This window comes from Pseudomonas phenolilytica (assembly GCF_021432765.1).
In the GTDB taxonomy this organism is placed as follows: domain Bacteria; phylum Pseudomonadota; class Gammaproteobacteria; order Pseudomonadales; family Pseudomonadaceae; genus Stutzerimonas; species Stutzerimonas phenolilytica.
Genome location: NZ_CP058908.1, coordinates 890,996 through 908,906, shown reverse-complemented (window position 1 = coordinate 908,906; position 17,911 = coordinate 890,996). Strand labels below are relative to the sequence as shown.

General features: G+C 68.1%; 18 protein-coding genes. 3 read left to right on the top strand and 15 right to left on the bottom strand.

From position 1 onward, the window contains the following. Positions 1 to 183 precede the first annotated feature (183 nt). The 11 genes from HU825_RS04330 to HU825_RS04280 all read right to left on the bottom strand — a co-directional run bounded on the left by HU825_RS04330 (position 184) and on the right by HU825_RS04280 (position 12,658). Entirely contained in the window at positions 184 to 1,311 is a 1,128-nt protein-coding gene (locus tag HU825_RS04330) for an ABC transporter permease (protein WP_234302982.1), read from the bottom strand. A 1-nt stretch (position 1,312) separates the two neighbouring features. Beyond that, the gene (rbbA, locus tag HU825_RS04325) at positions 1,313 to 4,054 is read right to left on the bottom strand and encodes a ribosome-associated ATPase/putative transporter RbbA (RefSeq protein ID WP_234302981.1); all 2,742 of its coding nucleotides are present in this window, start codon (positions 4,052 to 4,054) and stop codon (positions 1,313 to 1,315) included. Further along, positions 4,051 to 5,127 (bottom strand): HlyD family secretion protein, encoded by a 1,077-nt coding sequence (locus tag HU825_RS04320; protein WP_043295163.1) that lies wholly within the window; start codon positions 5,125 to 5,127, stop codon positions 4,051 to 4,053. Before HU825_RS04320 ends, rbbA begins: the two co-directional genes overlap by 4 nt. A gap of 102 nt (positions 5,128 to 5,229) precedes the next feature. Next, entirely contained in the window at positions 5,230 to 5,850 is a 621-nt protein-coding gene (locus HU825_RS04315) for an ABC-type transport auxiliary lipoprotein family protein (RefSeq protein ID WP_234302980.1), read from the bottom strand. After that, entirely contained in the window at positions 5,847 to 6,785 is a 939-nt protein-coding gene (locus HU825_RS04310; RefSeq protein ID WP_234302979.1) for an MlaD family protein, read from the bottom strand. Before HU825_RS04310 ends, HU825_RS04315 begins: the two co-directional genes overlap by 4 nt. Then, complete coding sequence (locus HU825_RS04305) at positions 6,785 to 7,570, bottom strand: ABC transporter ATP-binding protein (protein WP_008569280.1); 786 nt, start codon at positions 7,568 to 7,570, stop codon at positions 6,785 to 6,787. The genes HU825_RS04310 and HU825_RS04305 overlap by 1 nt, the downstream gene beginning before the upstream one ends. Then, positions 7,567 to 8,712, bottom strand: coding sequence for an MlaE family ABC transporter permease (locus HU825_RS04300; RefSeq protein ID WP_234302978.1), 1,146 nt, complete (start codon positions 8,710 to 8,712; stop codon positions 7,567 to 7,569). The genes HU825_RS04305 and HU825_RS04300 overlap by 4 nt, the downstream gene beginning before the upstream one ends. A gap of 172 nt (positions 8,713 to 8,884) precedes the next feature. Then, positions 8,885 to 9,061: a hypothetical protein gene (locus HU825_RS04295; protein ID WP_193749386.1), complete on the bottom strand. Its 177-nt coding sequence runs from the start codon at positions 9,059 to 9,061 to the stop codon at positions 8,885 to 8,887. Further along, the gene (locus HU825_RS04290; RefSeq protein ID WP_234302977.1) at positions 9,058 to 10,185 is read right to left on the bottom strand and encodes a PepSY-associated TM helix domain-containing protein; all 1,128 of its coding nucleotides are present in this window, start codon (positions 10,183 to 10,185) and stop codon (positions 9,058 to 9,060) included. The genes HU825_RS04295 and HU825_RS04290 overlap by 4 nt, the downstream gene beginning before the upstream one ends. Then, positions 10,185 to 12,389, bottom strand: coding sequence for a TonB-dependent receptor (locus HU825_RS04285; protein ID WP_234302976.1), 2,205 nt, complete (start codon positions 12,387 to 12,389; stop codon positions 10,185 to 10,187). The genes HU825_RS04290 and HU825_RS04285 overlap by 1 nt, the downstream gene beginning before the upstream one ends. A gap of 50 nt (positions 12,390 to 12,439) precedes the next feature. After that, positions 12,440 to 12,658, bottom strand: a complete 219-nt coding sequence (locus HU825_RS04280; RefSeq protein WP_234302975.1) for a hypothetical protein — start codon at positions 12,656 to 12,658, stop codon at positions 12,440 to 12,442. Here HU825_RS04280 and HU825_RS04275 point away from each other — a divergent pair. The 3 genes from HU825_RS04275 to HU825_RS04265 all read left to right on the top strand — a co-directional run bounded on the left by HU825_RS04275 (position 12,657) and on the right by HU825_RS04265 (position 14,802). Beyond that, the gene (locus HU825_RS04275; protein WP_043295494.1) at positions 12,657 to 13,106 is read left to right on the top strand and encodes a YybH family protein; all 450 of its coding nucleotides are present in this window, start codon (positions 12,657 to 12,659) and stop codon (positions 13,104 to 13,106) included. The genes HU825_RS04280 and HU825_RS04275 overlap by 2 nt on opposite strands. An 86-nt stretch (positions 13,107 to 13,192) precedes the next feature. Next, a complete protein-coding gene (locus HU825_RS04270) occupies positions 13,193 to 13,549 on the top strand; it encodes a YciI family protein (RefSeq protein ID WP_077682293.1) in 357 nt (118 codons plus the stop codon). Positions 13,550 to 13,551: 2 nt separating this feature from the next. Further along, positions 13,552 to 14,802 (top strand): RNA polymerase sigma factor, encoded by a 1,251-nt coding sequence (locus HU825_RS04265; protein ID WP_234302974.1) that lies wholly within the window; start codon positions 13,552 to 13,554, stop codon positions 14,800 to 14,802. A gap of 22 nt (positions 14,803 to 14,824) precedes the next feature. Here HU825_RS04265 and HU825_RS04260 read toward each other — a convergent pair whose 3' ends face one another. From HU825_RS04260 to HU825_RS04245, 4 genes are all read right to left on the bottom strand, one after another. Next, positions 14,825 to 15,514, bottom strand: coding sequence for an ABC transporter permease (locus HU825_RS04260; protein WP_043295177.1), 690 nt, complete (start codon positions 15,512 to 15,514; stop codon positions 14,825 to 14,827). Next, positions 15,511 to 16,206, bottom strand: a complete 696-nt coding sequence (locus HU825_RS04255) for an ABC transporter permease (RefSeq protein WP_043295179.1) — start codon at positions 16,204 to 16,206, stop codon at positions 15,511 to 15,513. The genes HU825_RS04260 and HU825_RS04255 overlap by 4 nt, the downstream gene beginning before the upstream one ends. A 64-nt stretch (positions 16,207 to 16,270) precedes the next feature. After that, a complete protein-coding gene (locus tag HU825_RS04250) occupies positions 16,271 to 17,026 on the bottom strand; it encodes an ABC transporter substrate-binding protein (RefSeq protein WP_043295181.1) in 756 nt (251 codons plus the stop codon). A gap of 14 nt (positions 17,027 to 17,040) precedes the next feature. After that, complete coding sequence (locus HU825_RS04245) at positions 17,041 to 17,814, bottom strand: ABC transporter ATP-binding protein (protein WP_054093914.1); 774 nt, start codon at positions 17,812 to 17,814, stop codon at positions 17,041 to 17,043. Positions 17,815 to 17,911: the final 97 nt, after the last annotated feature.

The following is a 17,911-nucleotide window of genomic DNA, read 5'->3' as shown; positions in this document are numbered from 1 at the left end:
CATGACCGTTTGGTTACGGTGAGGAGTATAGGGTGCTGGCCGGATGCTAGTCCGGCGGCGGGTTGCAGGTGCTGCGAGCGGACCTCCAGCCAGGCCCCGCGCGTTGTCCGAGGCGATCCGCGGGCCAGCCTTGTGTGAGCCCTGATGCCCGGCAATCGCCTGTCTGGATCAGGACGAACGGCGCTAGCGCAGCGACTTGCGCAGCCGCGACAGCGCACCGACGAAGAACACCGCGCCGATCGCCGCCAGGGCCAGCAGCTGTGGCCAGACCACCGCGGCGCCGGCGCTGCGGAACAGGATGGCCTGGGCCAGCTCGACGAAGTGCGTGGTCGGGGCGAACAGCATCACCTGCTGCACCAGCTCGGGCATGCTCTCGCGCGGGGTCACCCCGCCGGAGAGGATCTGCAGCGGAATCAGCGTGAGGATCACCAGCAGCCCCAGCTGCGGCATCGAGCGCGCCACCGTGCCGAAGAAGATGCCCATCGAAGTGGCGGCGAACAGGTGCAGCGCGGCGCCACCGGCGAACAGCAGCAGCGAGCCCTGGATCGGGATGTCCAGCCAGCCCTCGACGACGAAGCGCAGGGCGAACGCCGACGCCGCCAGCACCACCAGCCCCATCGCCCAGACCTTGCCGACCATGATCTCGAACGGCGTCACCGGCATCACCAGCAGGTGCTCGATGGTGCCGTGCTCGCGCTCGCGGATCAGCGCGGCGCCGGTGAGGATGATCGCCAGCATGGTGATCTGGTTGATCACTTCGTTCACCGCGCCGAACCAGGCGCGGCTGAGGTTGGGGTTGAACGCGGTGCGCACCACCGCCTCGACCGGCAGCGCTTCGCCGCCGCGGTAGCGCCTGACGAACTCGCCGGTCTCGCTGGCGATGATCTGCTGAATGTGTCCGGCACCGGTGAACGCCTGGCTGACCTGGGTGGCATCGACGTTGAGCTGGATGCTCGGCTGGCGCCCGGCGAGCAGGTCTTCCTGGAAGCCCGGTGGAATGTTCAGGGTGAAAGTGTAGAGGCCGGCGTCCATGCCGCTGTCCATCTGCGCCAGATCGATCGCCTTGGGCGCGATGAAATAGGGCAGCTGGAAGGCGTTGATGATGCGCAGGGAGGCCTGCGAGCGGTCCTCGTCGACCACCGCGATGCTCGCCCGGTGCGGCGCTTCCGGCACCGCGGTGGCGCCTTCGTAGATGGCCACGGTGAACGAATAGATGATCAGCACCAGCATCGCCGGGTCGCGGTAGAGGCTGCGCAGCTCCTTGAGGCCGAGCTGGAGGATGTTGCTGAGCTTGCGTGCGGTGTGGCCCATGTCATTTCTCCTGCTTGCGCAGACCGGCGACGCTGAGCAGCGTCAGCAGCGGAATGGCCAGCAGCATGGGGATGAAATACGGGTACAGCTCGACCAGCCCGAGCGCCTTGGAGAACACCCCGCGGCTGATGATCAGGAAGTGGCTGGTGGGATACAGCTTGCCGACGAAGGCGCCGACGCCTTCCATCGCCGAGACCGGGTGGATCAGCCCGGAGAACTGAATCGCCGGCAGCAGCGTGACGATGGTGGTGCCGAAGATCGCCGCGATCTGGCTGTTCAGGATCGACGACATCAGCAGGCCGAGGCCCGTGGCGCAGGTTACATAGAGCAGCGCGCCGAGGCACAGGGTGAGGATGCTGCCCTTGATCGGAATGCCGAAGACGAACACCGCCAAGAGCGCCAGGGTGGCGAAGTTGAACATGCCCAAGGCGATGTACGGCAGCTGCTTGCCGAGCAGGAACTCCAGGCGGGTGGTCGGCGTGACGTAGAAGTTGGTGATCGAGCCCAGCTCCTTCTCGCGCACCACGCCGAGCGCCGTGAGCATCGCCGGAATCATCATCAGCAGCAGCGGGATCATCGCCGGCACCATCGCCGGCAGGCTCTGCACGTCCGGGTTGTAGCGGTAGCGGATGGCCACGTCGGCCGGCGACAGCTGCGCCTCGACGCCGGCCTCGCGCGCCAGTTGCTGCAGGTAGGTGAGGTGGATGCCCTGCGCGTAGCCCTTGATGGTGTCGGCGCGCATCGGCATGGCACCGTCGATCCAGAACGCCACCTGCGGCACCGCCCCGCGCTTGAGGTCGCGGCCGAAGTTCGGCGGAATCTCGATCGCCAGGCTGATGTCGCCACTGCGCAGGCGCCGGTCCAGTTCGTCGTAGCTGGCCAGCGGCGCCTTCTCGATGAAGTAGCGGGAGCCGGCGATGTTCAGCAGATAGCCCTGGCTGGTGGTGGTCTGGTCGCGATCGAGCACGGCGTAGGTCAGGTTCTCCACGTCGAAGCTGACGCCGTAACCCATGATGAACATCAGGATCACCGTGCCGAGCATCGCCAGCGTGGCGCGGATCGGGTCGCGGCGCAGCTCCATCGCCTCGCGGCGGCTGTAGCTGAGCAGCCGGCGCAGGCTGAAGCGGTTCTGCGCGGCGCCGGTGCCAGTGCTGGCCGGCGGCGCGACGCGCGGCGGCAGCGCGCTCGCCGGGGCAGCGGCCGCGCCTTCGGCGACCGCATCTTCGAGGTAGGCGATGAAGGTTTCTTCCAGCGTTGCCAGGCCGCGCTTGGCCATCAGCCCCTGCGGCGTGTCGCTGTCGAGCACGCGGCCGGCATGCATCAGCGAGATGCGGTCGCAGCGCAACGCCTCGTTCATGAAGTGGGTGGAGATGAAGATGGTCACGCCGTCCTCGCGCGACAGCTGCACCAGCAGCTCCCAGAAGCCGTCGCGCGCCACCGGGTCGACGCCCGAGGTCGGCTCGTCGAGGATCAGCATTTCCGGCGCGTGGATCACCGCCACCGCCAGCGACAGGCGCTGGCGCACACCCAGCGGCAGCGCGGTGGGCAGGCTGTCGGCCTCGGCGGTCAGCTCGAAGCGCTCGAGCATCTCGCGGATGCGCGCCTCGCGGCGTTCGGCGGGAATGTGGAACAGCCGCGCGTGCAGATCGAGGTTCTGCCGTACGGTGAGTTCGCTGTACAGCGAGAAGGCCTGCGACATGTAGCCGACGCGCTGGCGCGTCTGCAGGTCGTGCGGGTCCACCGGCTTGCCGAACAGCAGCGCGCGGCCCTCGCTGGCCGGCAGCAGGCCGGTGAGCATCTTCATCGTGGTGGTCTTGCCGCAGCCGTTGGAGCCGAGGAAGCCGAAGATCTCGCCGCGCTCGATGCGCAGGTTGACGCGGTCCACCGCGACGAAGTCGCCGAAGCGCATGGTCAGGTCGTGCGCCTCGATGGCGATGCTGTCGCTGGCCTCGCGCGGCGGGATTTCCAGCGTGCGGTGGCGGCGGCGCTTGTCTTCGGGCAGCAGGCCGATGAACGCCTCTTCGAGGCTGTCGCTGGCGGTGCGCGCCAGCAGTTCGGCCGGCGAGCCGGTGGCGAGGATGCGCCCGGCATCCATCGCCACCAGATGATCGAAACGCTGCGCTTCGTCCATGTAGGCGGTGGCCACCAGCACGCTCATCTGCGGGCGCTCGGCGCGGATGCGCGCGATCAGCTCCCAGAACTGCGCGCGCGACAGCGGATCGACGCCGGTGGTCGGCTCGTCGAGGATCAGCAGGTCCGGGTCATGGATCAGCGCGCAACACAGCCCGAGCTTCTGCTTCATGCCGCCGGAGAGTTTGCCCGCCGGGCGCTCGAGGAACGGCGCGAGGCCGGTGCTGCGGGTCAGCTCAGCGATGCGCCAGCGCCGCTCGGCGGCGTCCTGGCCGAACAGCCGGCCGAAGAATTCCAGGTTCTCGGCGACGGTGAGCGTCGGATAAAGGTTCTTGCCCAGGCCCTGCGGCATGTAGGCGATGCGCGGGCACACGGCGCGGCGATGGCCGGCGTCGCCCATGTCGCCGTCGAGTACGCGCACGCTGCCCTGCTGGATGCGTCGGGCGCCGGCGATCAGCGCCAGCAGGCTGGACTTGCCGACGCCGTCCGGGCCGATCAGGCCGACCATGCGGCGCGCCGGCAGCTCGACGGCGAGATCGTCCAGCGCGCGGGTCTGGCCATACTGCAGGGTGACGCCCGCGATCTGCGCCACCGGCGCGAGCGGCTCGCTCATGGCGTGACGTTGACCTGCAGGTGTGCCGGCCACTCGGCGGCGTCATCGAGCTTGAGGTAGGCCATGCCGGGCAGGCCGGTCTTGACCTGTTCCATGTGCTTTCTCAGCAGCGCGGGGTCGATGCGCGCCTTGACGCGGAACATCAGCTTCTCGCGCTCGCTCTCGGTTTCCACGGTCTTGGGGGTGAACTGCGCGACGCTGGCGACATAGCTGACCCTGGCCGGAATCACGTACTGCGGCGCCGCATCGATCACGATGTGCACTTCGCTGCCCAGCGCGACGCGGCCGGCCTGACGCTCGGGCAGGAAGAAGGTCATGTAGACGTCGGCCAGGTCGACCAGGTTGAGCAGCTTGCCGCCGGCGGCCAGCACCTCGCCCGGCTGCGCCACGCGGTACTGCACGCGGGCGACGCGGTCGGTCTTCAGCTCGCTGTCGGCGATGTCCGCCTGCAGGCGCGTGACGCTGGCCTGGGCGGCTTCCAGCGCCGATTGCGCCTCGATCACCTGCGAGCGCGCGGCCGCGATGCCGGCCTCGGCCGAGAGCACCTGGGCGCGCGAGGCAGCCAGCGCGGCCTGTGCGCTCTGCTTAGCGGCGAGGTCGTCGTCCAGCTGCTGGCGCGCCATGGCGTTGCGTGCCACCAGGGTTTCGGTGCGCTTGTGGCGCTTCTGTGCGGCAGTCAGCTCGGCCTGGCGCTGGTGCACCACGGCCTCGGCGGTGGCCTTCTCGCTCTCGCGCATGGCGACCTGCGCCTGCGCGGTGAGGATGGCGTTTTCGGCCTGGCGTACCTGCGCGCGGGCCTGGTTGAGCTGGGCGTCGAGCACCTCGGTGTCCATGCGCGCGAGCACCTGGCCAGGCTGGACGAAATCGCCCTCGTCGACGGCGATCTCGCGGATGCGCCCGCCCAGCTTGGTCGCCACGTCGATCTCGGTGGCCTCGATGCGCCCGTTGCCGCTGGCGAAGCCTTCGCCCAGGCCGTTGGGGCGCAGCTCCGACCAGACGATCAGGCCGACCGCCGCGAGCGCCGCCAGGACCAGCACGGAACGGGTGAGGGTTTTCTTGACTGAGGGTTTCATGCGGGGTCCTTGCGCGTTTACGACCGTCCCCATGCTAGGCGAGGACGGGTTACAGGAAGTTCATCCAGATCAAGGAAGCGCCGTCCAGGCGCCGCCGGCGGCTCAGCGGTCGCGAGGCTGCTGCGCCAGTACCCAGGCGAGCAGCTGGCGGCTCAGCTCGTCGCTGGCCTGACCGAAGGCCTCGACCACGCTGTCCAGCTGCGCGCTGGCGCTGGGTTGGCGAATCTCGAAGCGCCGGCTGGCGAGGCCGCGGCGGCTGGCGCTGTCCACCAGTGTGGCGTCGAGGCGGATCAGCACCTGCGGCGTGCCATCCTGATAGACGCTCTGGAACGCGCGCAGATCGCCGATCAGCTCGAGGTCGGCCTGCAGGTTGCTGTCGTCGCTGCTCACCGAAGCCAGCCGGCCGCTGGCGCGCAAGGCTTCGATCAGCCGGTCGCGCAGCAGCTGCGGCGCCGGATCGGCCCAGCGCGCACCCTGATAGGCGCTGAGCTGATGCCCCTGCGGCACCACGGCGATGCGCGGGCTGGCGAGCATGCGGCTGGCCTGCGGGGTGTGCACGCGCAGCGCCAGGTCACCCTGGGTCGACGGCGTGGCGCTCGGCGTGACGGGTGCGCCGGGCAGCAGGAAGACCCGCACCGGCTCGGCCTGCGGCAGCACCGAGCAGGCGGACAGCAGCGTCAGTAGAGCGGGCAGGGCGAAGCGGTGCAGCGCTGTGCGGATCATGGGGCGAATTCCTCGATCTTCTCGCGGCCGAGCAGAAAGCCGCTGGGGTCGTCTTCCAGCCGCTGGGTGACCCGGCGCAGCGCGCCGAGGGTGCCGCGCAGCTCGTTGAGCGCCGGGCCGATGTCGCCCAGCCCCTTCACGCCGCTGTTCAGCGCGCCCTGGTTGTCCTCCAGCAGGGCGTCCAACCGCGAGGTGCTGCGCTCCAGCGCGGCCATCGACTGACCGGCGCTGGCCAGCAGCTGGCGGCCTTCGTCGTCGAGCAGGCCGTTGGCGTTGCGTGTCAGGCGGGTGATTTCCTCCAGCGCGGTGTTGGTCTGCCGGCCCAGCTCGGCGAGCTGGGTGAGCGCCTGGCTGAGGTCGCCGCGCTGTTCGGCCAGCACGCTGGTGGCCTGTTCGAGATTGGCCAGGGTCTGGCCGATGCGCCCGGCGTTCTCTTCGGAGAGCATCAGGTTGGCGCTGCGCAACAGGTTGTTGATGTTGCTCAACAGGTCTTCGCCGTTCTCCAGCAGCGCGGAGAGCGGCGAGGGATCGGCGATGATCAGCGGCGGCTCGCCGCGCTTGCCCAGCAGCGGCGGACTGTCGGGCGTGCCGCTGTGCAGCTGAATGACCATGCTGCCGGTGATGTTGGCCAGCGCCAGGCGGGCGCGGGTGTCCTGCTTGATCGGCGTGCCGGCGTAGACGCGGATGCGCGCGCGCACCTTGCGCGGGTCGTCCGGCTCCAGCCACAGCCGCTCGACGTCGCCGACCTTGATGCCGCTGTACTCCACCGAGCTGCCGGTGGACAGCCCGCTGACCGCGCGGTTGAAGCTGATCTCGTAATACTGGTACTCACGGTCGATGCTGGCCTTGCTCAGCCAGAGGGCGAAGAACAGGGCGCCGCCGACCGCAAGCACGGTAAACAGGCCGATCAGCACGTGATGGGCGCGGGTTTCCATCAGGAGTTCTCCTGCACGAGAGCGGCCTGCTGCGCCGCCCGGCCACGCGGGCCGTGAAAATAATCGCGAATCCAGGCGTCGTCGGTGTCCTGCACCGCTTCCAGGCGGTCGGCCACCAGCACGCGCTTGCGCGCCAGCACCGCGACGCGGTCGCAGATGGTGTACAGCGTGTCGAGGTCGTGGGTGACCAGGAACACGCTCAGGCCCAGCGCGTCGCGCAGGGTCAGGATCAGCTGGTCGAACGCCGCGGCGCCGATCGGGTCGAGGCCGGCGGTGGGCTCGTCGAGAAACAGCACTTCCGGGTCCAGCGCCAGCGCGCGGGCCAGCGCCGCACGTTTGACCATGCCGCCGGACAGCTCGTCGGGGTACTTGCAGGCGGCATCGGCCGGCAAACCGGCCAGCGCCAGCTTGAGCCGCGCCAGATGCTCGGCGTCGGCGCGGGCCAGGCCGGCATGTTCGATCAGCGGTAGCGCGACGTTTTCCTGCAGGTTCAGTGAGGTGAACAGCGCCCCGCGCTGGAACAGCACGCCGAAGCGTCGCTCCACCTGCGAGCGCCGCTCGGGCGGCAGCTGCAGCAGGTTCTCGCCGAACACCTGCACGCTGCCGGCATTGGGCCGGCGCAGACCGACGATGCTGCGCAGCAGCACCGACTTGCCGGTGCCCGAGCCGCCGACCACGCCGAGGATTTCGCCGCGACGGATGTCCAGGTCGAGATCTTCGTGCACGGTCTGGCGGCCGAAGCGGTTCACCAGCCCGCGCACCTGGATCAGCGCTTCGCCGTTCACCAGCCCATCTCCATGAAGAACAGCGCGGCGATGGCGTCGATCAGGATCACCATGAAGATCGACTGCACCACGCTGGAGGTGGTGTGTTCGCCCACCGACTGCGCGCTGCCGCTGACCTTGAAGCCTTCCAGACAACCGATCACGGCGATGACGAAGGCGAACACCGGCGCCTTGCCGATGCCGACGAGGAAATGGCTGAGGTCGATGTCGCGCTGCAGGATGGTGATGAACAGCGTCGGCGAGATATCCAGCGCCAGGACGCAGACCACCGCACCGCCGAGGATGCCGCTGAGCATGCCGATGAACGTCAGGATCGGCAGGGTGATCAGCATCGCCAGCACCCGCGGCAACACCAGCAGCTCCACCGGGCTGAGGCCCAGTGCGCGGATCGCGTCGATCTCCTCGTTGGCCTTCATCGAGCCGATCTGCGCGGCGAAGGCGCTGGCGCTGCGCCCGGCGAGCAGGATCGCCGCCAGCAGCACGCCGAACTCGCGCAGGAAGGCGAAGCCAACCAGGGTGACGGTGTAGATGCTGGCGCCGAAGTCGGCCAGTACCGTGGCGCCGAGGAACGCCACCACGGCGCCGACCAGAAACGTCAGCAAGGCGACGATGGGGATGGCGTCCAGCCCGGTCTGTTCGATGTGCGCCACCAGCGGGGTCGGGCGCCAGCGTTGCGGGCGCACCAGCACGCTCAGCAGCGTCTGCAGGGTCAGGCCGATGAAGCCGAGCAGCTCGCGCTGCTGGCCCCAGATGCCCTGCATGGTCCGGCCGATATGCGCCAGCAGATCACCGAACTCGTAACCCTGATCCGGCTGCGGAGTGGCCGGGCGATCCAGCGCCGCGGCCACGGTATGCAGGAGCGCCAGGCGTTCGGCCGGCAGCTGCGGCGCCCATTGCGCCACGGCGGCGATGCGCTGCGGGCCGAGCAGCTCGACCAGCAGGCCGGCGCCGGCGGTATCCAGCGCGCCCAGCGCGTCCAGCTCGACCGTACTGTGCTCATCGAGCTGCGGGCGCATACGCACGACGGCGTCGCGCAGCGCGTTGTAGTGCGCCAGCGTCCAGTCGCCGGCGATGCGCAGGTGCGCGGGCCGGGCCGCGGATTGCAGCTGCAGCGTGCCGGGAGGCGATGAGGTCGGGTGCATGAAGGGCCTGTCCATCCAGCCTGCGCGTGCGTCGCGTTGATCGCGACAGTCTGCATCCTAGCAGCTCGGCCGGCGCAGCACCGCCCGCGCGGCGTACCGTTGGCGCGGCTGGCGGGGGGAAATGGCGACATTGCCCTCAATGCCGCGACGTGGGTTCGCCCCTACCGGAGCCTCAGCCGGCACGCCGCGTCTGCCGGCCGCCGGCCAGCGCCTTGGCGCCGATGGCCACCGGCAGGCTCAGCGTGGCCCAGCTCAGCCAGTCGCCGATGCCATCGGAAACCAGCCCGGCGAGCAGGCCGAGCAGCGAGAGCAGGCCGAGCACCAGCGGCCACAGCCAGATGCGCATCATGTCCGCCCCTCCGTCGCGCCGCGCTTGAGCCACAGGTACAGGCCGCTGCCGAGCACCACGACGGTGAGGACGTCGAGCAGCGCCCACAGCACCTTCAGTGGCAGGCCGCCGTAGTCGCCGAAGTGCAGCGGTTCGGACAGCTGCAGCGCGGTGACGTACCAGGGCCGCGCGCCGGCTTCCAGCACCTCGCCATTGACCGGATCGACCAGCAGCGCCTGAGTCAGGCGCGAGGTCAGCGGCGTGTCGCCGCGCAGGATCACCGCGACATGCTCCGGGGTGGCGCGCAGCGTGCCGGGGTAGGCGATCATCGAGATCGCCATGCCCGGCGCGGCGGCCAGCACGCGATCCACCGCGGTCTGCAGCGAGCCATCCGCAGCGGGTGCATCACTGGCATCGGCGCTCAGCAGTACCCGCGTGTCGCCGGCCTGCAACGCGGCGACCTGCTCGGCCTGCCAGCCCTTGAAGATCAGGTCCGCCCAGGTGTTGATCACCCCGGTGAAGCCCACGGCCAGCGCCCAGACCAGGGTGACGATGCCGAGCAGGTTGTGCAGGTCCAGCCAGCGCGTACGCGGCGCGCGCTCGCGACGCACCTCGGCGAAGCGCAACTTGCGCATGAACGGCGCGTAGAGCACCACGCCGGAGACGATGGCGACCACCAGCAGGAGCCCCATGAAGCCGAGGAACAGCTTGCCCGGCAGGCCGGCGTAGAGGTCGACATGCAGGCGGTACATCACGCTCATGAAGCCCTCGTCGAACGCCGGCACGTCGACCACGGCACCGGTGCGCGCATCGGCAAGGATCAGCAGCGCGTCGCTCTCGTCGGTGTCGACCCGGGTATCGAGCTTGACGTACCAGAGATCGGGCAGGTCCTCCTCGGCGAAGAAGTACAGCGGCACCAGGCCCGGATAGGCCCCGACCGCTTCGGCGGCGACCCGGTCGAGCGTGATGTGCGGCGTGCCCGTCGGCATCGGCGGCGCCTCGATCTCGGCGCCGGTCAGATGATCGATCTCGTGGGAGAAGATCAGCGGCAGACCGGTCAGGCACAGCAGCAGGATGAACAGCGTGCAGACGAGGCTGGACCACTTGTGGACCCAGCCCCAGCCCCGCAGGGTGCGTGCCTGCATCAGAAATCGACCGTGGCGCTGAGCGACAACGTGCGCGGGGCGCCGAGGACGAGGTAGTTGGCGTTCGGGTAGCCGCCCACCGAGGCCCAGTAGTCGCGGCCTGTGACGTTGTCCAGGCGGGCGCGCAGGGTCACGTCACGCTCGTCGATGACCATGCGGTAGCGTGCGCCAAGGTCCAGGCGGGTCCAGGACGGCGCCTCCAGGTCGTTGGCTGCGTCGGCGTACTGGCTGCTGGTGTAGACCACGCGGCTGGTCAGGGTCAGGCCATTGGTGCCGGGCACGTCCCATTCACCGCCGATGTTGGCCTGGGTGCGCGGCACGCCGATCGCACGGTTGCCCTCGTTGAGGCCGTCCTGTGTGCTGGTCAGCTCGGCATCGAGCAGGGTGAGGCCACCGAGCAGGCGCACGCCGTAGGCCGGCTCGCCGAACACCGACAGCTCGATGCCGCGGTTGCGCTGTTCGCCGCCGTCGGTGAATACACCGTTTTCCACGGTGCTGAACGGCCGGTCGGTGGTGAACAGCGCCAGGCTGCCACCGAGGTTGCCGCCGTCGTACTTGATGCCGACCTCGGTCTGTTCGGAGACATAGGGCTCCAGCGCCTCGCCGGCATTGACGATGGCTACGCCACCGCTGCTCGCCGGAGCGATGTCGCCCTTGACCAGCCCCTCGATGTAGTTGGCGTAAACCGACAGTTCGTCGGTGAGCTGGTAGACCACGCCGGCCACCGGGCTGGTCTTGTAGCGGTTGTAGGAGGACAGCCGGTCGCCGCTGTTGTAGTCGTAGCTCTTGGCCTCGATGCCCTGGCGGCGGGCGCCGAGGGTGAGCAGCAGGCGGTCGTCGAGGAAGCCCAGGGTGTCGGCCAGCGCCAGGCTCTGGGTGTGGGTGCGTTCGGTGACGCCAGGATCGGACATCTGGCCGCCGGTCCAGGTGGTGCCTGGCATCGCCGCGTCGAACGGGTCATGGATATCGGCGGCAAGGTTGCCCGACATGCCGTAGGCGTTGCGTGCTTGCAGATCGAACATCGCCGCGGACATCACCCACTCGTGGGAGACCGCACCGGTGTTGCCACGGGCGCGCAGGCCGGCTTCGCTGGTGAAGACGTCTTCCTCGCGCACGTTGTCGAAGCGGTAGAAGGTGCCGGCGCCGGAACGGCCCGCCTTGATGCTGGCCAGGCGGTTCTTCTCCTCGCCCTCGCGCACACCGGCGGCGAGCCAGCCGGTCACGGCGTCGGAGAAGTCGTATTCGGCGCGCAAGGTGCCGAAGGTCTGCTTCTCCTTCGAGTAGGTCCAGGGCTGGGCGAAGTTGTCTTCGGCATCCGGTGCGCTGGGGATGCCGCCGTTGGGGGTGACACTCGGGCGCGGCTGGTCGATGAAGTGGTACTGGTGACCGACGTCGCCCGACAGACGGAAGTTGTCGCCCTGGTAGTCCAGGCCGAGGGCGAACATGTCGAGGGTGCGTTCCTCGTCCTCGACGGTCGTCTCGCCGGCGCGCTTGGCGGCATTCAGGCGCACGCCGAAGCGGTCGCCTTCGCCGAAGCGACGGGCGACGTCGGCATGGGTCATCGCCTGGCCACCGCTCTCGGCCCCGAGGGTCAGGCGGGTCAGCGGCTCGTTGGGCGCGCGCTTGGGCAGGATGTTGATCGCCCCGCCGATGCCGCTGCCGCCGGGTGCCGCGCCGTTGAGGAAGGTGTTGGCGCCGCGGAACACTTCCACGCGCTCGATGAACTCGGCGGCCACGTACTGGCGCGGCAGCAGGCCGTAGAGGCCGTTGTAGGAAATGTCGTCGGAGAACAGCGGGAAGCCGCGCACGACGTACAGTTCCTGGAAGTTGCCGAAGCCGCGGGCGACGCGCACCGACGGGTCGTTCTGCAGCACGTCGGAAACGCTGCGCGCCTGCTGGTCCTGGATCAGCTGCGAGGTGTAGGACGTCGAGGTGAACGGCGTTTCCATGAAGTCGCGGTTGCCGAGGATGCCGACACGGCCGCCGCGCGCCACCTGGTCGCCGGCGTAGGGCTGGGTCAGGCCTTCGGCCGAGGCATCGGCACTGGCCGTGATCTCGACGGATTGCAGTTCAAGCGGCTCGCCGGTACCGCCCTGCGCCTGGACTTCGGTGCGTTGCTGGGCCATCAGCGGCGAACTGGCGAAGCTGGCTAACAGGCAAACGGGTAGCAGTGCGGTTTTACGCGGCAAGCGAACAGTGGGCATGGCAGACCTGAGCGGGCGTTGGATTGCGAAGGGCGGTGACGGCGCGACGGTTAGGTGGGAGTCTGTGCCATCTGTGAGCCACTATCATATTCTAATGATAACAATTCGCAACCGTGTTTTACCTGAGACCACTCGTGGAAATACTGGGCGAGCGTCCCGCGCGCGGATTCCTGGAACTGCAAAAAAAATCGGCCGGCCTGTCGATTGCTGAGCGCGCCGAACGACCAGGTGATGAACACCCGTTCAACCAGACGCCAGGAGATCAGCATGAACGAGCAACAGCACCAGGACGCCGCGCGCATCCGCCAGCTTCACCAAGAGTTCGAGCGCGCCATTGCCGCCAAGGATCTGGACCGCATCCTTGCCCAGTACGCCGACGATCTGGTGGCCTTCGATGCCGTCGGGCCGCTGCAATTCAAGGGCGTGGCCGACTACCGCGCGCACTGGCAGCGCTGCTTCGAGTTCTGCCAGGGCGAGGGTTTCTTCGAAACCCATGAGCTGCATGTGGAGGTCGGTGGCGAGCTGGCTTACAGCCGCATGCTCAACCATTGCGGCGGCCCGAACGCCGAGGGCCAGATGCAGAGCGCGTGGATGCGTGGCAGCCGCGTCTGGGCACGCCGTGACGGTGACTGGAAAGTGATCCACGAGCATTTCTCGATGCCCTTCGACATGCAGACCGGCCAGGTCTGCATGTCCGCAGAACAGCCGGGTGGCTGAGCCGCGCACGGTGTTCGTCGCTCTGCGGCGTCACGCCGACCGTTGCCTGCTAGCTTTGCTGCGGTGGCGACAGCCGGAGAGCGACGATGAAATACCTGTGCCTGATCTATTACGACGAACAGCGGGTCGACGAACTGAGCGATGAGCAATGGCAGGCGCTGGTGGCGCGCTGCATCGCCTGCGGTGAAACTCTGCGCGCCAGCGGCCACATGCTGGCCGGCGAGCCGCTGCAGTCGGTCCGCACCGCCCGCACAGTGCGCGTGCGCGACGGTGTGACTACGGTGGTCGATGGCCCGTTTGCCGAGACGCGCGAGCAACTGGCCGGCTTCTATCTGATCGAGGCGGCCGATCAGCGCGAAGCCGAGGCCATCGCCGCGCAGATTCCGCCGGCAAGCCTCGGCTGCGTCGAGGTACGCCCGCTGCGCCAGCTGCCGCAGCGCTAAGCATGCGTGACGCTGAGGGCGCGCCGGAGGCGGTCGAAGCGCTCTATCGCGCCGAGTCGCGGCGGGTGCTGGCGACGCTGATTCGCCTGCTGGGCGATTTCGACCGCGCCGAGGAGGCTCTGCACGAGGCATTCGCGGCGGCGGTACAGCAGTGGCCGCGCGACGGCGTGCCGGCCAACCCGCGCGCCTGGCTGGTTTCCGCCGGACGCTTCAAGGCCATCGACGCGCTGCGCCGCCGCTCCCGTGACGATCAGGCGTTGCGATTGCTCGCCGTACAGCTGGAGGAGAGCGCCGAGGTGGACGATCCCGATGCGCTGCAGGACGACCGCCTGCGACTGATCTTCACCTGCTGCCATCCGGCGCTCCCCGCCGATGCGCGCGTCGCGCTGACCCTGCGCACGGTATGCGACCTCGGCACCGAGGAGATCGCCCGCGCCTTTCTGGTGCCGCCGGCGACCATCGCCCAGCGTATCGTGCGCGCCAAGGCGAAGATCCGCGATGCACAGATTGCCTATCAGGTACCGGAGCGCTCAGCCCTGGCCGAGCGTCTCGACAGCGTGCTGCAGGTGCTTTACCTGGTGTTCAACGAGGGCTATGCGGCGTCCGCCGGAGCGCAGCTGACGCGCGCGGACCTGTGCCGCGAGGCGATTCGTCTCGGCCGGCTGCTGGTCGAGCTGCTGCCGGAAGCGGAAGTGTGCGGCCTGCTGGCGCTGATGCTGTTGCACGATGCGCGGCGGGCTGCGCGCACCGATGCGACGGGTGAGCTGGTACGGCTCGACGAGCAGGATCGCCGCCTTTGGGATGCCGTGCAGATCGCCGAAGGCGTGCAGCTGGTGCAGCGCGCACTGGCCTCGCGGCGCCCGGGCTGCTACGGGCTGCAGGCGGCGATCGCGGCGGTGCATGCCGAGGCGCCGAGCGCGGCGCAAACCGACTGGGCGCAGATCGTCCGGCTGTATGACCTCTTGCTGCAGCTCAGCCCGTCACCGGTGATCGAACTGAACCGTGCCGTGGCGCTGGCCATGCATCGCGGACCGGGGGCTGGGTTGGCGCTGCTCGATGAGCTGCACGCGCGCGGCGCATTGCCCGACTACCACTTGCTGCCTGCCGCACGCGCCGATCTGCTGTGTCGCCTCGGGCGTCACGCCGAAGCCCGGCAGGCCTATCGCATGGCGCTGCAGAGCGTGCGGCTGGAGCCGGAGCGGCGTTTCCTGCTGCAACGGCTGGCGGCGCTGGAACGCGTCAGCGACGACTGAGCCGCGGCGCCGCCCGGCAGACTCAGCGGCCTTGGCAGGCGTCGACGCGCAGCCAGCGCTCCAGCAGTTTGAAGCCCTGCATCAGCACGAAGGCGATCAGCAGATAGATCAGACCCGCGGTGAGGAACATCTCCTCGTGCAGGTAGGTGCGCGCGGCGATCTTGCGCGCCATGCCGGTCAGCTCGAGCAGGGTGATGGTGCTGGCCAGCGCGCTGGCCTTGAGCATCAGGATCACTTCGTTGCTGTAGGCCGGCAGGCCGATGCGCGTGGCGCGTGGCAGGATGATGTGCCACAGCGCCTGAGTGCGCGACATGCCCAGCGCCCGCGCCGCCTCGACCTCGCCCGGCGGCACGTTCTGGATCGCGCCGCGGATGATCTCGGCGATGTAGGCGGCGGTATGCAGCGTCATGGTGATGATCGCGCACCAGTACGGATCGCGCAGATAGGGCCAGAGCGCACTCTGGCGCACCACGTCGAACTGCGCCGCGCCGTAGTAGACCAGAAACAGCTGCACCAGCAGCGGCGTGCCGCGGAAGAAGAAGATGTAGCCATAGGGCAGCGCACGCACCGCCAGGTGGCGCGACGAGCGGGCGATGCCCAGCGGCAGGGCGAGGATCAGCCCGGCGATGACCGACACACCGACCAGCTGCAGCGTCAGCCAGGCCGCGTCCGCGAAGCTCGGCAGCCATTTGATGAAGACTTCCCAGCTCATGCGGCGCTCCTGACGAAGCCGCGGCCAGCGCGTTTTTCCAGAAAATGCATGCCGATCATCGCGACGATGGTCAGGCACAGGTAGATGAAGGCGGCGACGAGGAAGAAGGTGAACGGCTCCTTGCTGGCGGTCACGGCGATCTGCGAGCGGCGCATGATTTCCTCCAGGCCGATCACCGAGACCAGCGCGGTGTCCTTCATCAGGATCATGAACAGGTTGCCCAGCCCCGGCAGGGCCAGGCGCCACATCTGCGGCAGGATCAGGCGCAGGAAGATGCGCCGCTTGTCCAGGCCCAGCGCCAGTCCGGCCTCGCGATGGCCCTTGGGAATGGCCAGCAGCGCGCCGCGGAAGACTTCCGTGGCGTAGGCGCCGAAACACAGGCCAAGGGCGATGGTGCCGGCGGCGAACGGGCTGAGCGCGAGGTTCTCGACGCCGAACAGCTGGCCGATCCAGCGAATCAGGTTGATGGTGCCGAAGTAGATCAGCAGCACCCAGAGCAGCTCGGGAACGCCACGCACGATGGTCGAATAGGTGCCGCCGAGCCAGCGCAGCGCGCTGTAGGGCGAAGTCTTGGCGAGGGCGCCGAGCAGGCCGAGCACCAGCCCCAGCGCCAGGGAGGCGAGGGCCAGTTGAATGGTCATCCAGGTACCGGCGACGAGGGCCGGGCCGAATCCGTGAAGGTCAGGAATCATATGGGCTCAAACACCGAAGCCCGGTCCGTCATGCGTATGACGTCCGGGCTTCGGTTCGGTTGGATCAGTAAATGCTGAACGGGAAGTACTTGTCGTTGATCTGCTTGTAGGTGCCGTCGGCGATGATCTCGGCCAGCGCCTTGTTCAGCCGCTCGCGCAACGCATCGTTGTCCTTGCGCACAGCGATGGCGATCTTGTCGTCGTCGAAGACCGGCTCGCCCTTGAATTCGAAGTCCTTGCCGGCATCGCTCTTGAGCCATTCCCACTGCACGAAGGTGTCGGCGAGGATGCCGTCGACGCGACCCGAGGCAAGGTCGAGGTAGGCGTTTTCCTGGGTGTCGTAGAGCTTGATCTCGACCACGCCATCCATGTTGTCTTCCAGCCAGGTGCCGGCGATGGTGGCGCGCTGGGCACCGATGACCTTGCCGTCGAGGTAGTCCTTGTCGGTCTTGAAGTCCACCGACTTGGGCGCCACGAACTGCAGCTTGTTGGTGTAGTAGTGGTCGGTGAAGTCCACGGCCTGCTTGCGTTCCTCGGTGACCGACATGGAAGCGGCGAGGAAGTCGAACTTGCCGGCGTTCAGCGCGGGAATGATGCCGTCCCAGTCGGAGGTGACCACTTCGCACTCGACCTTCATCTTGGCGCACAGCGCATGGGCGATGTCCAGGTCGAAGCCCACCGCCTGGCCGCTGGCGTCGATCAGGTTGAAGGGCGGGTAGGCGCCTTCGGTGCCGATGCGCAGTTTCTCCGCGGCGAATGCCTGGGTGCCGATGATCAGCGAGGCAGCGGCGGTCAGCAGGATCTTCTTATAGCTTTTCATGCGGTGTTGCTCCCTTAGCGATGGCTGGACATGAATTGTTTACAGCGCGTCGATTGCGGATTGTCAAATACCTGCTCGGGCGTGCCCTGTTCCTCGACCAGGCCCTGGTGGAGGAAAACCACTTCGCTGGAGACCTGCTTGGCGAAATTCATCTCATGGGTGACGAGCAGCATGGTGCGCCCTTCTTCGGCGAGCGAGCGGATAACGCTAAGCACTTCTTGGACCATTTCCGGGTCGAGTGCGGAGGTGGGCTCGTCGAACAGGATCACCTTAGGCTGCATCGCCAGGGTGCGGGCGATGGCCGCGCGCTGCTGCTGGCCGCCGGAGAGCTGGTTGGGATAAACGTGGCGCTTGTCGGCGATACCGACCTTGGCCAGCAGCGCCTCGGCCACCTCGATGGCTTCGGCCTTGCTTTGGCCGAGCACCCGGCGCGGCGCCTCGATGATGTTGTCGAGGATGGTCATGTGCGGCCAGAGGTTGAAGTTCTGGAACACGAAGCCCAGCTCGCTGCGGATGCGGTTGAGCTGCTTGCCATCGGCGGCGACCAGATCGCCGTGCTTGTCGCGCTTGAGCTTGAGCTGCTCGCCGGCGACCAGAATCTCGCCCTCGTGGGGGTTTTCCAGCAGGTTGATGCAGCGCAGGAAGGTCGACTTGCCGGAGCCAGAAGAGCCGAGGATGGAAATCACGTCGCCATCATGAGCGGTCAGCGAGATGCCTTTGAGCACTTCCAGATCGCCGTAGCGCTTGTGCAGGTTGCGGATTTCCAGTGCGGGGATGGCCTCAGCCATGCGGGAACCTCTTGCGGGCTGGCGGAGACCGCCAGGTCGGGGGTATTCGGGATGATTGCGCTCCGGCCGGCTGCTCGCCCTCCTGGCGAGGCGCAAA

Bases quoted from the DNA above. Each gene is read 5' to 3' on its own strand.
- HU825_RS04330 (WP_234302982.1), bottom strand. From the start codon at position 1,311: ATGGGCCACACCGCACGCAAGCTCAGCAACATCCTCCAGCTCGGCCTC.
- rbbA (WP_234302981.1), bottom strand. From the start codon at position 4,054: ATGAGCGAGCCGCTCGCGCCGGTGGCGCAGATCGCGGGCGTCACCCTG.
- HU825_RS04320 (WP_043295163.1), bottom strand. From the start codon at position 5,127: ATGAAACCCTCAGTCAAGAAAACCCTCACCCGTTCCGTGCTGGTCCTG.
- HU825_RS04315 (WP_234302980.1), bottom strand. From the start codon at position 5,850: ATGATCCGCACAGCGCTGCACCGCTTCGCCCTGCCCGCTCTACTGACG.
- HU825_RS04310 (WP_234302979.1), bottom strand. From the start codon at position 6,785: ATGGAAACCCGCGCCCATCACGTGCTGATCGGCCTGTTTACCGTGCTT.
- HU825_RS04300 (WP_234302978.1), bottom strand. From the start codon at position 8,712: ATGCACCCGACCTCATCGCCTCCCGGCACGCTGCAGCTGCAATCCGCG.
- HU825_RS04295 (WP_193749386.1), bottom strand. From the start codon at position 9,061: ATGATGCGCATCTGGCTGTGGCCGCTGGTGCTCGGCCTGCTCTCGCTG.
- HU825_RS04290 (WP_234302977.1), bottom strand. From the start codon at position 10,185: ATGCAGGCACGCACCCTGCGGGGCTGGGGCTGGGTCCACAAGTGGTCC.
- HU825_RS04285 (WP_234302976.1), bottom strand. From the start codon at position 12,389: ATGCCCACTGTTCGCTTGCCGCGTAAAACCGCACTGCTACCCGTTTGC.
- HU825_RS04275 (WP_043295494.1), top strand. From the start codon at position 12,657: ATGAACGAGCAACAGCACCAGGACGCCGCGCGCATCCGCCAGCTTCAC.
- HU825_RS04280 (WP_234302975.1), bottom strand. From the start codon at position 12,658: ATGCTGATCTCCTGGCGTCTGGTTGAACGGGTGTTCATCACCTGGTCG.
- HU825_RS04270 (WP_077682293.1), top strand. From the start codon at position 13,193: ATGAAATACCTGTGCCTGATCTATTACGACGAACAGCGGGTCGACGAA.
- HU825_RS04265 (WP_234302974.1), top strand. From the start codon at position 13,552: ATGCGTGACGCTGAGGGCGCGCCGGAGGCGGTCGAAGCGCTCTATCGC.
- HU825_RS04260 (WP_043295177.1), bottom strand. From the start codon at position 15,514: ATGAGCTGGGAAGTCTTCATCAAATGGCTGCCGAGCTTCGCGGACGCG.
- HU825_RS04255 (WP_043295179.1), bottom strand. From the start codon at position 16,206: ATGATTCCTGACCTTCACGGATTCGGCCCGGCCCTCGTCGCCGGTACC.
- HU825_RS04250 (WP_043295181.1), bottom strand. From the start codon at position 17,026: ATGAAAAGCTATAAGAAGATCCTGCTGACCGCCGCTGCCTCGCTGATC.
- HU825_RS04245 (WP_054093914.1), bottom strand. From the start codon at position 17,814: ATGGCTGAGGCCATCCCCGCACTGGAAATCCGCAACCTGCACAAGCGC.